A 14,763-nucleotide genomic window follows, 5' to 3' on the forward strand; every position below is an offset into this window, starting at 1 on the left:
ATTCCTGTGTCGAGCTTTGAAACCAACCCCAAGGACATGAAAGACCTGCTGGTCGATATCCAGGCAGGCAAGATTCAGTTGCCCGACTTTCAGCGCGGCTGGGTATGGGAGGACATGCGCATCCGCGAGCTGCTGGTGAGTGTGGCCCAGTCCTTCCCTGTGGGGGCGGTGATGATGTTGGAGACCGGTGGCACGGTGACCTTTGAGCAGCGCGGTGTGGAGGGGGTGGAGCCGCGCCCCAAAGCAGAAGATGCCAAGTGGCTGATTCTGGACGGCCAGCAACGCCTGACGACACTGACGCAGGTGTTGCAGCTCAAGACCCCGGTGCAAACCCACAACGGTCGCGGCAAGAAGATGAAGCTCTTCTACTACTGGGACATTGAAATGGCGCTGTTGCCCGGGGCGGACCTGCTGGACGCTCTTGTGGCGGTGGACGAAAGCCGCAAGCAATACGACCAGTTTCACCGGAACGTCACGCTGGACCTGAGCGACCGTGAGCGCGAGTGCCAAGCGATGCACTTCCCGTGCAACGCTATGTTCGAGTCCATGGCCTGGATGGTGAGTCTGAACAAATTCAATCCCGCCAAGGTGGCGCAGTTTTTGGATTTTCAGGTCAAGGTGATTGATCAGTTCACGGGCTACAAGGTGCCAGTGATTCAGCTGCTGAAGGACACCTCCAAAGAGGCGGTGTGCACGGTGTTTGAGAAGGTCAACACGGGCGGCGTGGCGCTGAACGTGTTTGAGCTGATCACCGCCACGTTTGCGGCAGAAAAGTTCAACCTGCGCGACGACTGGCTGGGTAGCGTGGAGCGTAGCGTAGAGGGCCGACGCACCCGTCTGCACACCTCGGAGCTGCTGCGCAACGTGGAGGCGAGCGACTTCATCCAGAGCATCACCTTGCTGGAGACCCGAGCCAAGCGCCACGAGCGACTGGCCGAGCTCACCAAAGCCAATGCCGGTGTCGTGCCCGATGAAGAAAAGCAGCAGCTGCCCCCCGTTAGCGCAAAGCGCAAAACGATGTTGGCGCTCAGCCGTACCGCCTATCAAGCATGGGCTGACAAGGTGGAAGAGGGGTATCTGCAGGTGCCGCAGTTCTTGCGCAGGCAGTCCATCATGCGGCTGCGAGAGTTGCCTTACCAGACACAGGTGGTGCCACTGGCTGCCATCCTCGCCGAACTGGATGACAAGACTTGGTTGACGCCCGTGGTGTTCGACAAACTTTCGCTTTGGTTCTGGTGCGGCGTGCTGGGCGAGCTGTATGGCGGCGCGGTGGAAACGCGCATTGCCAAGGACGTGGAGGAGGTGTTGGACTGGGTGAAGAACAATGGGCCAGTACCTGCCACGGTGTCGGACGCGAGCTTTGATGCCCAGCGTCTGGACCGGCTCTACACCCGCAACAGTGCGGCCTACAAGGGTGTGAACGTGCTGGTGCTGCGCCAGGGCGCGCGGGATTGGTACTTCAAGTCAACGGTGGACAAGCTCGACAACGACGAGATGATGAGCCTGGATATCCACCACATCTTTCCCGAAGACTGGTGCAAAAAGCGGGGCATCAAGCCTGCCGTATTCAACAGCATCGTCAACAAGACGCCCATTTCCTATAAGGCCAACCGCAAGATTGGGGGCGCCGCACCGTCTGCGTACCTCGCCAAGTTGCAGGCAGAGAAGCTGGTGGCGCTGGATGCGCTGGCCATGGATGCACTGCTGCACACGCACCAGATTCCCGCGCAGTTCTTGCGCTCGGATGACTTCGATGGCTTCTACAAGGCCCGCAAGGCGCTGCTGTTGCAGCTGATTGAGCAGGCCATGGGCAAGGCACCTTCGGCCCATGTCGAAGCATCGAATGACAGCGATGACGATGGGGGAGAGGATACGTACGAGGTGCAGGCGACCGGGGCCTGACGGCAAGCCCCAAGCGACATGTTTTGCACCGGCACCCAACGGTATCTGCACCGTTGGGATGTCGAGATACCGTCAGAAGTACCCACTTTTTGTGGGTATCCCATGGTCCGCAGTGAAACGGCCTGAGACAACAAAAAACCCGCCATGCCAGGAAACATGCGGGTTCTGAGAGGTTGTGAGACGGTCTGAAATGCTGCTTTGGCCCCGGAGGAGTTCACATAGCGCCTTGAAACCCGCATGAATGCTAGGTTTAATGTTTTCGATTCAGAAAAGTACCATCAAAAGTACCATCATTTACGAAAGTGTCTCCCTGTCGCACGCTCCCCACACACAGGCTCAGCCAATGGTTTGATTGTTTTCAAATAGGGGCTTTTTTCTGCGCGTGAGGAACTGCGGGGTGTCACCCCGGCCCCGCTTCAGACTTTTATCCCCCCCGGCTACGCCTTCTCCAGCACGTCGCGCTGCGCCCGTAGCGCTTCTCGCAACTCCTTGATGGCCCTTCGCATTTCCGCCCGCTGCCCGCCGCTGTAAGCATTACGCGCTACCACCGCTTTTCCTTCTGGGCTTACGGGGCCTGTGGACTGATTCCAGGGCTTCCACCGCTGGATGGCCTCGCGCTGGCGTTGTCGTTGCTCTTGCGTCCATGTGCGTGCTGCCATGCCCTGAATCCTCTAATAGTTCGTTCTGCAGTGTTTCTGTTTTTCTCGTGCGCGTGCTGGTGTTTCTTGTTGTCGTTTTGTTGTTGATCTGTTGCGGCCCGTGGGCAATGTTGGCTTGCTTGGCAAAGATCACCGGCGGGTTCTTGATGGCGGCCAGTGTCTCCAGCGTGGCGCGGCATTGGCCCTGGGCTTTGAGTGCCAGCCTCATATAGCGCTCGGTGGCGTCCAGGTGCTGGCCCATGTTCAGTGCTGCCCGCCTCGCCAACTCGTTAAAGATCGCATCCAGCGTTGCAGCCTGCGCCGTGAGGGTGGTTTCTGCGTGCTTGAGGTCGCCACCGTGGGTGGTGTCCACGCGCCTTTTCAGCGTCATCGCACACTCGGTCACATCCAGCGTGCCAAACGTTCCTGCCGCGTACGTGCGGGCAGTCATGGCATTGGCCGCAACGCTGCCCAGTGCCATTGCTGCTATCTGTGCGGCGTCACTCTGCGCTGGGTCTTTGTGTATCTGCAGAGTGTCGGGGTCGGCATGAACGTCTTGCACCACAGGGGCCTGGGGCTTTTTCTTCATCGTGATTGCTCCTTGAATCCTGCGCAGTGCTGCAGCATCACCACCAGCTCATGCGCCAGCCCGGTGTCTGCTGCGCGGGTGCCGATGCCCGCTTGTTTCCAGTTGCCGCAGCTCCAACGGCCCACGCCTTGCAGATGGATGCACTCAGGGCACAGTCGGCGGTTGTCGTTGGCTCTGTCCCGCGTCACCAGCTTGTCGGCCAGTGCTTCGGCATCGTCCAGGGCCAGCCCCTTGTCGGTGAAGCGCGCCAGCCGCGCTGTGAAGGTGTCAATTTCCGCCGTGTTCATCGCAGTGCCATGCGGCCAGCACCAGCGGTCAGGGTCTGCGTTCGCTTCGTTGGCCGGTGGCTGCTGCGGGGCTGTGAATTTTTCAGAAGGCCCATCGGGGCACGCTACAAAACCTACGAAACCGGGTTCTGTAGGTTTCGTAGCGTTGGCGTCCGGGGTTGTTGCCGATTTCAGGCGCTGTAGCCACTTCATCACACACCACCTTTCACCAGCACCGGATGCAGCAAATAGCGCTCGCTGGGCCTGCCGCCTGTCGCGCCGCTGGGTGTGGCCTCGCGCTCCAGCCAGCCATAGTCGGCCAGCAGGTCAGCAGCTTTGCGCACAGCGTCTGGTGTGCCCAGCCCGGCCCAGTGTTTCACCGCGATCTGTCGGGGTGTGAAGGCATCCAGCAGAACACCATCACTGTCGGCTAGCTTGCCCGCCTTGATCTTGTCCAGCAGTTGCTTGGCCGTACTAGTTTCAGGCATTACCGCCGCTGCATACAGGCGTTCGGCATGGGTGCGCAGATAGTCGGCCCATGCCAATGCGCGGATCAGCTCGCGCTCATGGATCAGGTGTCCGCTTTCCGGCGTGTCCACCAGGGCAAAGATCAGCGCCAGGGCTGGCACCAGCTTGCGGTACTTGGCGAGGTGCGACACCAGGGCGGGGTGCAGTTCATCGCCGCGCAGCTCGCTTTCAAAGGGCGTCAGCCACTCCTCAAACAAGGCTTGCGCATCGAGCGTAAAGCGCCATTCCTGTGCATCGCTGTCGGTGGCTGGCTGCAGTTGATTCAAGCGCTCAAACACCGCCCATGCTGCTTGTTTTGCGGGGGTGTCGGGCCACCGATCCACATAGACAAATTCGCGGTTCACATCAGGCCATACCGTCAGCCCAAAGCGCTGCAGCAGGCCATCATCACCAGCACCACCCGCCACGGCGTCGCGCACATAGCTTTGCACCTTGCCGGGTTGAATGCCGCCCAGCATTGCCAGGCACACGCGGGGCACAAACGATTCACCGCGCCCGATGCGGTCCACAGCATGGCCTTGGTTGCCGTCATAGCCGGTCAGGTAGAAGCCGCGTGCGCCTTCCTGCCCTTGCTTATCCATGCTGCACAGCAGGCCGTGAATCTCATCACGATAGACCAGCGTGCCCCACTGGTTCACGGTCAGCAGCTCGGCCAGTTTCTCCACCGTGGCATCGTTGACCACGTAGCGCCGCATGGTGGGCTCTGTGGTCAGGTTGTCGGCTGGCTGCAGCAGCGCCCGCGCTTTGGCCGGGTCTTTGGCGGCCTGGGCTGCGGCCTGCTTTTCGTTGGCCTTGGCGGCCAGCTCGGCCACCTTGCAATCGAGTTGCCAGGCTTCGTGCGCGGCCTGCCACTGTTCCCGCTCTGTTTTTTCAAGGCGCTGCAGGGGTTTCAATACCTCGCTCAGTGCGGGCGACTTCATCACACCAGGGCGGCCCACGATGGCGCCCCACAGGTTAGGCGCCACTGCCCAATCGTCGCGGGCCTTGGGCTTGACCACAGCACGCGCACCGATCAGGCTGGACAGAGCCACCACAGCCCCCACCGCCGTAAAGTCGGGCGGGCATTGCATACGGTGTGCAATGTCTGCCACCCAGCCCCGCAGCGCCTCGGGCAGCAGCTCTGCATCAAACGGTGCCACGGGTGGCAGGCCACTGGGCAGGGGCACGGGGTCAGGCCAGCCGCCGTCGGTGGATGCTGTCGCTGCACCATCAATGCACGCCTTCACCGCGTCCAGCCCCAGCAGTTGGTGCAGGTCGTTAAAGTCCGTCGCCTTCTCTGGACGGCTGTCGCCAAATTCAGGTTTTTTAAGGTTTCCGCCCACCGCCTGCGCCGCCTCGGCGGCTTTGGTCAGGCCGGGGTTTCCATCGGTGCGCCAGTCATCGTCGGCTGCCACGATGATGCGCAGCGCGGGGTATTTATCGTGCAGCGCCTGGGCCACGGGCAGCAGGTTGCCCGCGTTGAAGGCCACCGCCACCGCGTGCCCCGTGGCCTCATGGATGCTGGCTCCGGTGGCGAAGCCCTCGCACACCACCAGCACGACCTGGGGCTTGCCCATGGAGTGATAGCAGCCCGCCACGCGCCCGCCGGGCATGAATCGCTTGTCGCCATCGGGCGCGATAGTCTGAAGGCTATGCAGGGTGCCATCCACATCACGTAAGGGGATCATCAGCCGCTGCCCATCACACCGTGCGCCGTGGGGCTGTATGCCCTTTCGCGCCAGGTACTCGTGCTCCATGGCCGGTGCTGCGGCTTGCCACAGCGCCGCCGCTGTCTGGCGGGCCTGTTGCTGGCGTTGGGCCTGCTCTGCATCGCGCTGTGCCTTCATGGCCTTGATGCGCTGGCGGTGTGCATCGCGCTCTGCCTGGGTCATGGCTGTGTCGGGCTTGCTGCTCCAGGTCTGTGACCAGCCATTGCGCCAGCAGCCAAACACGCCCGCTGCGATGCCGTCCGGGTGCAGTACATACCAGCCCGAATCGTCGCCGCGCTTGCCGCTGGTACTGAAGCGGTGCAGGCTGCCATCGGCTTCGATAGTGGGCGGTGGTGGCAGGCCCGCCGCCTCCATCGCGGTGCTGAATCCATCAATGGCGCTCTGCATGGTGGCCCCCCTTGGGTTCCAGCACGTAGAGCCCCACGCGGTGTTTGCCGCCGCCTTCGGTTTCTACCGTCTGCCAGTGTGTGCGGATCACATCACCGGCATGGCGCAGTTGCATCACCCGTGCGCGCGGGTCGTAGCAGTCCAGATAGCGTGAAGCCTCAAACGTGGTGAGTGCAAAGCGGGCCAGCGCAGCCCGGATGCGCGTGCATTGCGCCGTGGAGTCGGTGCCCGGATGCGCGGCCAGAATCTCGGCCAGTGCCTGCCGCTTGCTTGCGTCGGTGTGCATGGTGTGCCCCCTTACGCATCGGCGGTGTGTTGGTTGATCCATGCGCGCACGTCGCCCACCTTCCAGGCCGTCACGCGCTCAGACAAGCGGTGTGGCTTGGGGAACGTGCCCGCCTTCACCTTGCGCCACAGAGTCGGGGCGCTGAAGGGCAAGGGGGCACGGCTGTCGGGGCACTTGGGGCTCTGCACCAGTTGGGCTTCGCGGATGAAGGCGCTGTCGGGAAGGGTGTCGAAGTTTGCGGTGATTGAGCGGGACGTGGCTTGTCCTGCCGTGGCGGCATGTTGTTGCTTTTGCATGGTGCCCCCTTACTTGCCGATGTTGGCAATGAGGGCGTCGATTTCGCTGGCCTTCCAGACGGTCACGCGGGGGGATAACTTAATACCAGGCGGAAATTTGCCGTCCTTCACACCTTTCCACCAGCCGCTGCGGCTGATGCTCATACGCTGGGTGATGTGCGGCTCTACGCGGAGCAGGCTGTCGGGTTGCTTTTGGGGTACTGTCGCTGGCATGGTCGGGTCTTTCGTAGCGGTGTTACAAAAAACCAAAACCCCATAAAACCGCCTGTTCCTCGGAATAGGTCGGTCGTGATACCCTCAAAGTCCCGTTGCTGGGAGACTTTCAAGGCCCTCGGGTTTTGGCGGTCTAGAAGGCTCCTTGTGCTCGAACACTCGGGGCCTTCGCCTTTTCTGGACTACTGTTAATCCAGACAGGCGATCCAAGAATGCCACAGTTTCTAGTCACAGCAAAAAAGCGCCGGTAGTGTACCGTCGCGCTTTTCTACCCCATGCTGCGTAAAGCCTTATCCGGCAAGGATCTTTGAGTAGAAATCTAATACTAATGCGGCTTTCGTGGGGTTTTTCGCTTGAAACCCCCTATTTCATTGAGTTTTGTTTGATGATAATTGGCGTGTTTCCAAAGTTTCGTAACTTTTATTAACCAAAGAAGAAATCAAATTTGCTGGCGGAGATGTGGAACTTTTCTAAGTTTTCGTCGTGGATTTCGTCGAACTCATCGCAGTGCTTGCCATGCGAAAGGCCTGTAAGGGCCTTCGCTTTGCATGTCGGTGGTCAAGCTATCTTGAACGGGATCACATCCGCACCAATGCGCAGTTTGTCCAGATAGTCCGCCCACTCTTTCATCATCCGGCGTCGTTGCTCCATGAATTCCGCTCGGTCATAGGCGGCCCCCAGTGGCCCTGACTTGCCGTGCGCCAGTTGGGCTTCGATCACATCGGCGGATATGCCGTGGATGCGCTCAATCATCAGCGTGCGCGCCATCGCCCGGAACCCGTGGGCGCTCATCTCGTCGGAGGCAAAGCCCATGCGCCGCAGGGCTGCATTGATGGTGTTGTCGCTCATGGCCCGCTCGCCTGTGCGCAGGCTGGGGAATACATAGCGGCCATGGCCGGTGAGGGGCAGTAGCTCTTTCAGGATGGCAATGGCTTGCGGGGCCAGGGGCACAAAGTGCGGTCTGCCGTTGAGCTTCTGCGCCAGCCGCCGCTTCATGTCCTGGGATGGAATGGTCAGCAGGGCTTTGTCGAAGTCGATCCACGCCCATTCCATCTGCCGGATGTTGCCGGGGCGCTGAAAGAGCAGGGCAGATAGCGCCAGCGCCGCCTTGGTCATGGGCTGGCCGGTGTAGCCATCAATGGCCCGCAGTAGCTCGCCCGCCTTGGCAGGCTCCAGCACAGCGGCCATATGCTTGACCACGATGGGCTTTAAGGCGCCGTGCAGGTCGGTCACGGGGCTGCGTTCACAGCGCCCCGTCTGCACACCGTAGCGGAACACCTGCCCGGCGGTCTGGCGCAGGGTGTGGGCGGTTTCGTTGGCTCCGCGCTTCTCTACCTTGCGCAGTGCGTCCAGCAGCACGGGGGCGGTGATGGCTGGCAGCGTGAGTTTGCCGATGTATGGGAACAGGTCTTTCTCCATGCGCTCGATCCACCGTGCCGCGTAGCGGGGGCTCCAGCCGCTGGCCTGGGTGGCGTGGAATTCACGGGCAACGGCTTCAAAGGTGTTGGCTGCGGCTACGCGGGTTGCCTGCTTTTCGGCCTTCTTGGCTGCGCTGGGGTCGAGTCCTTCGGCTAGGAGTTCGCGGGCGTCGTCACGGCGCTTGCGGGCCTTGGCTAAAGAGACTGCCGGGTACACACCAATCGCCAGGGTTTTCTGCTTGCCCTGATGGCGGTAGCTCATACGCCAATACTTGCCCGCCGGTTTGACGTATAGGAACAGGCCCAGCCCATCGGCGTGCTTCTCGCCAGTGGCAGAGCCAGCGGGCTTGACGTTCTTCACAAAGGTGTCGGTGAGTGCCATGGTGCCCCTGTTGTTGGTATCTGCACAGTTGGTATGTGGAGATACCAGCAGAAGTACCAACGTTTTGTTGGTATGTCATGGTACGCAGTGAAACGGCCTGAGACAACAAAAAACCCGCGATGCTAGGAAACATGCGGGTTCTGAGAGGTTGTGAGACTGTCTGAAATGCTACTTTGGCCTGCCCGGAGGGACTCGAACCCCCGACCTATAGCTTAGAAGGCTATTGCTCTATCCAGTTGAGCTACGGGCAGTGAACAAGCTTTCGGCAAAGAGGTGCTTACTCGGTTGTATTGCGAAACATTTCGCAACTGCGCTGTGGCGCAGACTGCGAATCATACCCTGCGTACAGAGCCGCCCCGAAGAGGGCGGCCTTGGTATTGGCAGTAGCAGAAGCCCGGTGGATGCGGGTATAACGAGGCTACCTACCTTCCCGCCAATACATTTCCTCGCCCCCCGCACCATGCCGCACAGCGTCACGCTCATACACACCATCGCTGCTGCGCTGGGGCTGGCCCTGGCGTTGGGTTTTGTGGCTACTCGGTTGCGGTTGCCTGCGTTGATCGGGTATCTGCTGGCGGGCGTAGTCATCGGGCCATACACACCTGGTTTTGTGGCAGACGCGGCAATGGCCAGCCAGTTGGCTGAAATTGGCGTGATGCTGTTGATGTTTGGCGTTGGGCTGCATTTCTCGTGGGGTGATCTGCTGGCCGTGCGCAAGATTGCCGTGCCCGGGGCTGTGGTGCAGATGATGGTGGCTACGGCGCTCGGTATGGCGTTGGCCACCTGGTGGGGTGGAGCCTGGGCGGGGCTTTGGTGTTTGGCCTGGCGCTCTCGGTGGCCAGCACGGTGGTGCTGTTGCGTGCGCTGGAGACCCTGGGCATTCTGGACAGTCACACGGGCCGGATTGCCGTGGGCTGGCTGGTGGTGGAAGACCTGGCCATGGTGTTGGTGCTGGTGTTGCTGCCGCCGCTTGCAGGCTGGCTGGGGGGCAGCAACGGGGGCGAAGGTGCCGCTGCCCAGGGCGTGGATGGCGCGGCGCTGTGGCAGGCCTTGGGATGGACGTTGTTGCAGGTTGGAGGGTTTGTGGCGCTGATGCTGCTGGTGGGGCGCCGTCTGTTCCCCTGGGTGCTCTGGCAGGTGGCGCGCACGGGTTCGCGGGAGCTGTTCACGCTGTGTGTGGTGGCTGCTGCGGTGGGGATTGCGTTTGGGTCTGCCGCGCTGTTTGGGGTGTCGTTTGCGCTGGGGGCTTTTTTTGCGGGCATGGTGATGCGCGAGTCGGAGTTCAGCCACCGGGCTGCGCAAGAGTCTTTGCCGCTGCGCGACGCTTTTGCCGTGCTGTTTTTTGTCTCGGTGGGCATGTTGTTCGACCCCGCCGTGCTGTGGAGCCGGCCATTGCAGGTGCTGGCGGTGGTGGCAATCATCATGTTGGGCAAGACGCTGGCGGCTGCCGCGCTGGTGCTGGCATTTCGCTACCCGCTCAATACGGCGCTCACGGTCTCGGCGAGCCTGGCGCAGATCGGGGAGTTCTCTTTCATTCTGGTGGCACTGGGTTCGTCGCTGGGGCTGCTGCCGCCCGAAGGGGCCAGCCTGGTGCTGGCGGGGGCGCTGATTTCGATGGCGCTCAATCCGATGCTCTTTCATGCCATTGCCCCGCTGCAGGCCTGGTTGCGCGCCCGGTCGGCATTGGCACGGCGGCTGGAGCAGCGCGACGACCCCCTGGCCGAACTGCCCATGAGCACCGACGCCCGCTATCTCGCGCGGCAGGTGGTGCTGGTGGGATACGGCCGGGTGGGGCGCCGCGTTGCCAATGTGCTGGTGGCCAACGACATCCCGTTTGTGGTTGCAGAGCAGAACCGCGAACTGGTGGAGTCATTGCGGGAGTCCGGCATTGCGGCAGTTTTTGGCGATGCGGTAGACCCTGCGGTGCTCATACAGGCGCACATCGCCCGGGCCGCCATGCTGGTCATTGCAACGCCGGACACCCTGAACGTGCGGCAGGTCATCACCACCGCGCGCACATTGAATCCCCACATCGAAGCGGTGGTGCGCAGCCACAGCGGCGATGAAGCGCGTCGGCTTGCGCAAGAGTGCGACAGCACGGTGTTCCTGGCCGACGAGGCGCTGGCCCAGGCCATGGCCCGCCATGTGCTGGAGCGTACCGAAGCACGACTTGCGCTGCATACCACCCCTGCATCGCTGCACGGGCGGGTCTGAGTTTGAGCATTTTTGGCTGCTAGCGCTTGATGGATAAGCGCTAGCAGCTATTATTTTTGTAGTATTTTCTCTGTCGGGGCACTAGTTGCAGCCTCGTTGGACTGCTCCTGCATACTACCTCCTGCGCCTTGGTCCGCATTTCTGCCGCCTTGACCCACAAGACCTTGCGCTGTTCGGCGGTGGTGGGTTTCAGGCAGGCGCATTCAAGCGCTAGTTGATGTCTTCAAACACCAGGGCAGGGGGCGACATGATGCGCGCGGTATTTCCCAAATCTTCAATCAGGTGGTTGGCAAAGTAGCTGTTCTGCGTGTCGGGCTCCAGGGCGGCCACGGCGAGGTTGGCGCGGGGCTGGTTCAGTGGAACATAGAAGCTGCCTGCAGGCACGTCGATGGCACTGCGCACAGGCGATACCTGCACGCGGACAATGCCCTTGCCGCCTGCGATGGTGCCGATCACGTCCTGCCTGTCGCCGGACTCACGCGCAGTTTCGCGGTAGATATCGGCCAGTGCCGATCCTGGCTCGGCCACGCGCATCACCTGCAGGCCCAGCAGTTTCAAGCGTTCAACGGCGGGCGCTGAGCTGGCCGACAGCCAGTAGCCGCAGGGGCGGGCTCGGGTTTTGGTGGGCTGCAGGGTGAGCGACGAGTTCCAGTCCACGCGAATGGATCGGTCCGCACCCGTTTCGGGGTCCAGAAAGTCCAGTTCCCGCTGGGTGGGCGTGGCAGCTGCTTCGATCACTACCTGGTCTCGGCAGGCTTGGGCGCTCACGTCGCGCGCAACGAAGGATCTGACCTGCTCCAGGTTGGCTGCCCGCTCGGCGGTGCTGCGCAGCGCACTGGTGATGGCCGTGACCTGAGAATGCACGCGGCGCTGGATGTGCATGCGCCCGATGCCCACACCCCGTGTTTCGATCAGCAGGCTGACAGTGTTCTTCAGGCCGTTCACATTGCGGCCGGTGTCGGGTTGGGTGCCTCCCATGGAGATGCGCTTGTCGTCCGGGTTGGTCGAGGTGGTGTAGTACCAGTCGCTGGTCAGGCCTTGGGCCTTGAGGGCCGCCACCATGGGCTGGTGGTACCACTCCTGCGAGGCCTTGGTCAGAAACTCGGGGTAGTTGGCGGTGGTGGTGTACTGCAGCAATGCGTCATAACGCTGGATGGCGTTGAACTTCTGCAGGTAGCGGCCCACCACCGTGTATTCATGGGCATCCACCACCAGGATGGGGCGGTAGTCGTTTACCACCTTGGCCAGTGCGCGGGCCTCGGGGGTGTTCAGCAGCAGGTGGTCGCGGTTCATGTCCACGCCATTGGCCGTGACGCGGGTGCCAACGGCGGCGCCATCGGGGTTGGCGCGCGGCACTACCACCACGTTGATGCGGTCCAGCAGGGGTTCCAGCAGGCCATGGGCCAGTTCACGGCTGATAACGAGCAGCGCCTCGCTGCCTGCGGGCTCGTCGCCATGCTGCTGGCCGACGAGCACTACCGTGGGCCGCCCGCTGGTGTCCAGGTTGGCGGGTTCCGTGCCCGCAGCGCGGGTTACCAGCAGGCCCAGGATGGGTTCACCGCGCTGCGACATGCCCAGGTTGAGCAGCTTGGTGCGCGTGGGCCCACGGGGAGCCGGGTCGGCCAGTGAATGCAGCCACTGGCCCAGCTCCGCGTTGGTGGTGAATGCCCTGCGGTCCGGCCCCAAGCCGGGCGTGCTGTAGGCCATGGGTGGATCAGGGAACCGGGCCGCCACGGCCGCACCGTAGGGTGGCGCCATGGGGCCTTCGTTTTGCACAACCAGCGGAGCGGGCGGTGGCAGCGGGCTGGCGATCGCCCCTTGGCGCGGGGCCTGCGCCTGTGGGGCCTGGCCCAAGGGTGCTGGCACCACCGTACCTGGCTGAACGCGGGGCAAGGGGGCCGGCGCGCTGGTTCGCGTGGCTGGCGCTGATGGCCAGGGTGGCAGCGGAGTGCTGGAGCACGCCGTCAGCAGAACGGCCGCCAGCAACGCCGAGACCTTCCAGGGCATGCGCAGTGGGCGAGCCGGTGGCGGCAGGGCCGATGACGCTTCTGGTGGGGTGCGGTGAGGGTAGGAGTACATGTTCATGGTGGTATCTGCCTTCTGAGGCCTGACCGGGCGGCTTTGTTACGGCGATGTTACCTGCCCGTCACTGCCATGCCGTGTCAGCGTACATCCCGTTGCAAACCCGGGGTTGACGCGCCAAAGCCCTGTGCGATGTCAGAGTTTTGGGGCCGATGGGACTGGATCCGAGGCCAGCGAGGTGCCGGCGGATGTGGGTGGCGCAGGCGAGGGCTCCGTCTGCTGTGCCATCTTCAGCCGCAGCAGTGCGCGCACAAAACCGTGGTCCGATCGGGTCCTGTCACGTCCTTCGTGCAGGTGGTCGTTGAAGTAGTCCACGCGCCGCACGTCGCCCACGCTGTTCCTGCCGTTGTGCACGAACTCTTCGCTCACCAGAATCTGGTCCAGCACGCTGGGCGAGCCTTGGTGGATGTGTGAGTACGCGACATCCTTCTTCAGCGCCGCATCGCCCTGTAGGTCGTAGGCATTGAACAGCGCGACATCGCGTGCCGAGCGGTCGTAGGCGATCTCATTGGTGGCGCAGATGAGCTGTGTGGTGACGCTGTCCGGGGTGTCATTGAAGTCGCCCAAGACCACCAGCGGCACGCTGGTGCGGTGCAGCAGGTCGATGACCAGGCAGCGCAGCGCCATGGCTTCGGCGCCCCGCATGATCAGCGAGCGCAGCGATGCCAGCGCCATCACCTTGCGGTCGTCCCGGTCTTCCGTGGGGTTGCCCTGTGCATCCTGCAGGAACTTGGGCCGCTTGGATTTGAGGTGGGCCGTCAGTACGTTCAGGCTCTGTCCGTGTTTCATGCGCAGTGTTGCAACCAGAGGCGGCCGTTCAAAGCGCGTGTGCAGGCCCAGGCCCGGTATTTCTACCTGGAAGCCCGGAGGAAATTCCGCAAACGACTGCAAGGCCTCCACCTTGAGCCGTGTCGCAATGCCCACCCGGGGGGTGCCTTGTGCTCCAGTGTGCGTCGCATCGTTCTCCGCCCCGGGTACCGCCACGAAGTCGTAGCGCAGGCCGCTGCGGCCGATGGCGCCCTTGAATGCTGCGTCGTCCCACACCTCCTGTACTGCCAGCACGTCGGCATTGAGCATGCGAAACCGGTCGCCCAGCCAGGTGAGCTTGCGATCAGACTCCGTCTGGCTGTAGGGGTCTTGGTTCTCGTAGAACAGGCGGCCAGGATTGGCCAGGTTGAGCACATTGCAGGTGGCCACCATCAAAGTGGCCAGGGGCTGGGGGAAGTCGTTGGGGCGCATAGGCCACAGCATCGCACAGGCAACTGCAGTGGACTGGGGAAGAGGTCAGAAGACCTGCAGCGCGTTGCCTGACAGCACGTGCAGCCCCGCAGGCCGCGTTTGCACGGCATGGACAAGCGCTCGCGCCACATCGGCACCGGGGCGGGCGCGGTAGCTGGCGGGTATGAGCGGGTCCAGCAGCTTGAAGGCCTTGATGGACAGGGACTCGGCGGGGCGCGCGGCCTGGCCCAGAGCCCGGCGTTCACCCAGCAGCAGGGATGGGCGCGCGATCACGAGCGTGTCAAAGCCCAGGCTTTTGAGCGCCTGCTCGACCTCGCCTTTGGTACGGTTGTAGAAGATGCGGGAATTGGCGTCTGCGCCCATGGCGGTCACCACCCCGCAGCGGGTGGCACCGGCCGCCATCGCTGTGCGCGCGGTGGCAATGACCGCGTCGTGGTCCACCGCGCGAAAAGCCTGCTGGCTGCCGGCCGCTGCGATGGTCGTCCCCAACGTGATGTAGACATCATCTACATGCGGCAGGGCCGGGACCGCAGGCTGGGCGCCCAAGGCCGCAAAATCCACAGCGTGCAGGTGCAGCCGTGGATGCGTGATGTCAGGCATGCGCCGACCAAGGG

12 protein-coding genes, 1 tRNA gene and 1 pseudogene are annotated in these 14,763 nt (G+C 62.6%); 3 read left to right on the plus strand and 11 right to left on the minus strand.

What is annotated here, in order from left to right:
- Positions 1-6 precede the first annotated feature (6 nt).
- On the plus strand, positions 7-1,902 hold the full coding sequence (locus EXV95_RS01830; RefSeq protein ID WP_176885594.1) for a DUF262 domain-containing protein: 1,896 nt from the start codon (positions 7-9) through the stop codon (positions 1,900-1,902).
- A gap of 534 nt (positions 1,903-2,436) precedes the next feature.
- Here EXV95_RS01830 and EXV95_RS01835 read toward each other — a convergent pair.
- The 8 genes from EXV95_RS01835 to EXV95_RS01870 form a co-directional block, all read right to left on the minus strand.
- On the minus strand, positions 2,437-3,021 hold the full coding sequence (locus tag EXV95_RS01835) for a hypothetical protein (RefSeq protein ID WP_255484883.1): 585 nt from the start codon (positions 3,019-3,021) through the stop codon (positions 2,437-2,439).
- A 104-nt stretch (positions 3,022-3,125) separates the two neighbouring features.
- Positions 3,126-3,416 (minus strand): hypothetical protein, encoded by a 291-nt coding sequence (locus tag EXV95_RS01840; RefSeq protein ID WP_176885595.1) that lies wholly within the window; start codon positions 3,414-3,416, stop codon positions 3,126-3,128.
- 191 nt (positions 3,417-3,607) lie between these two features.
- Positions 3,608-6,019: a DUF3987 domain-containing protein gene (locus tag EXV95_RS01845; RefSeq protein ID WP_176885596.1), complete on the minus strand. Its 2,412-nt coding sequence runs from the start codon at positions 6,017-6,019 to the stop codon at positions 3,608-3,610.
- The gene (locus EXV95_RS01850; RefSeq protein WP_176885597.1) at positions 6,003-6,305 is read right to left on the minus strand and encodes a helix-turn-helix domain-containing protein; all 303 of its coding nucleotides are present in this window, start codon (positions 6,303-6,305) and stop codon (positions 6,003-6,005) included. The genes EXV95_RS01845 and EXV95_RS01850 overlap by 17 nt, the downstream gene beginning before the upstream one ends.
- 11 nt (positions 6,306-6,316) lie before the next feature.
- On the minus strand, positions 6,317-6,601 hold the full coding sequence (locus EXV95_RS01855; RefSeq protein ID WP_176885598.1) for an AlpA family transcriptional regulator: 285 nt from the start codon (positions 6,599-6,601) through the stop codon (positions 6,317-6,319).
- Positions 6,602-6,610: 9 nt separating this feature from the next.
- On the minus strand, positions 6,611-6,814 hold the full coding sequence (locus EXV95_RS01860) for an AlpA family transcriptional regulator (protein ID WP_176885599.1): 204 nt from the start codon (positions 6,812-6,814) through the stop codon (positions 6,611-6,613).
- 558 nt (positions 6,815-7,372) lie between these two features.
- The gene (locus EXV95_RS01865) at positions 7,373-8,614 is read right to left on the minus strand and encodes an integrase arm-type DNA-binding domain-containing protein (protein ID WP_176885600.1); all 1,242 of its coding nucleotides are present in this window, start codon (positions 8,612-8,614) and stop codon (positions 7,373-7,375) included.
- Positions 8,615-8,788: 174 nt separating this feature from the next.
- Positions 8,789-8,865, minus strand: a tRNA-Arg gene (locus EXV95_RS01870).
- 209 nt (positions 8,866-9,074) lie between these two features.
- Here EXV95_RS01870 and EXV95_RS25100 point away from each other — a divergent pair.
- Positions 9,075-10,192, plus strand: a pseudogene (locus tag EXV95_RS25100) (cation:proton antiporter); the annotation flags it as partial.
- Positions 10,193-10,345: 153 nt separating this feature from the next.
- Positions 10,346-10,828: an NAD-binding protein gene (locus EXV95_RS25105; RefSeq protein ID WP_370460252.1), complete on the plus strand. Its 483-nt coding sequence runs from the start codon at positions 10,346-10,348 to the stop codon at positions 10,826-10,828.
- A gap of 210 nt (positions 10,829-11,038) precedes the next feature.
- Here EXV95_RS25105 and EXV95_RS01880 read toward each other — a convergent pair whose 3' ends face one another.
- From EXV95_RS01880 to EXV95_RS01890, 3 genes are all read right to left on the minus strand, one after another.
- Positions 11,039-12,913 carry a M14 family metallopeptidase gene (locus EXV95_RS01880; RefSeq protein ID WP_176885601.1) on the minus strand — a complete coding sequence of 625 codons (1,875 nt, stop codon included), beginning with the start codon at positions 12,911-12,913 and terminating at the stop codon, positions 11,039-11,041.
- Positions 12,914-13,045: 132 nt separating this feature from the next.
- Entirely contained in the window at positions 13,046-14,161 is a 1,116-nt protein-coding gene (locus EXV95_RS01885; RefSeq protein ID WP_176885602.1) for an endonuclease/exonuclease/phosphatase family protein, read from the minus strand.
- 33 nt (positions 14,162-14,194) lie between these two features.
- A complete protein-coding gene (locus EXV95_RS01890) occupies positions 14,195-14,749 on the minus strand; it encodes a nucleoside-diphosphate sugar epimerase (RefSeq protein WP_255484884.1) in 555 nt (184 codons plus the stop codon).
- Between the last annotated feature and the right edge of the window lie 14 nt (positions 14,750-14,763).

It is taken from the genome of Acidovorax sp. JMULE5 (assembly GCF_013376875.1).
In the GTDB taxonomy this organism is placed as follows: Bacteria; Pseudomonadota; Gammaproteobacteria; order Burkholderiales; family Burkholderiaceae_C; genus Acidovorax; species Acidovorax facilis.

Excerpts from the sequence above, each read along its gene's own strand:
- EXV95_RS01850 (WP_176885597.1), bottom strand. The coding sequence starts at position 6,305 with ATGCACACCGACGCAAGCAAGCGGCAGGCACTGGCCGAGATTCTGGCC.
- EXV95_RS01835 (WP_255484883.1), bottom strand. The coding sequence starts at position 3,021 with ATGGCACTGGGCAGCGTTGCGGCCAATGCCATGACTGCCCGCACGTAC.
- EXV95_RS25105 (WP_370460252.1), top strand. The coding sequence starts at position 10,346 with ATGAGCACCGACGCCCGCTATCTCGCGCGGCAGGTGGTGCTGGTGGGA.
- EXV95_RS01855 (WP_176885598.1), bottom strand. The coding sequence starts at position 6,601 with ATGCAAAAGCAACAACATGCCGCCACGGCAGGACAAGCCACGTCCCGC.
- EXV95_RS01890 (WP_255484884.1), bottom strand. The coding sequence starts at position 14,749 with ATGCCTGACATCACGCATCCACGGCTGCACCTGCACGCTGTGGATTTT.
- EXV95_RS01885 (WP_176885602.1), bottom strand. The coding sequence starts at position 14,161 with ATGCTGTGGCCTATGCGCCCCAACGACTTCCCCCAGCCCCTGGCCACT.
- EXV95_RS01840 (WP_176885595.1), bottom strand. The coding sequence starts at position 3,416 with ATGAACACGGCGGAAATTGACACCTTCACAGCGCGGCTGGCGCGCTTC.
- EXV95_RS01880 (WP_176885601.1), bottom strand. The coding sequence starts at position 12,913 with ATGAACATGTACTCCTACCCTCACCGCACCCCACCAGAAGCGTCATCG.
- EXV95_RS01845 (WP_176885596.1), bottom strand. The coding sequence starts at position 6,019 with ATGCAGAGCGCCATTGATGGATTCAGCACCGCGATGGAGGCGGCGGGC.
- EXV95_RS01860 (WP_176885599.1), bottom strand. The coding sequence starts at position 6,814 with ATGCCAGCGACAGTACCCCAAAAGCAACCCGACAGCCTGCTCCGCGTA.
- EXV95_RS01865 (WP_176885600.1), bottom strand. The coding sequence starts at position 8,614 with ATGGCACTCACCGACACCTTTGTGAAGAACGTCAAGCCCGCTGGCTCT.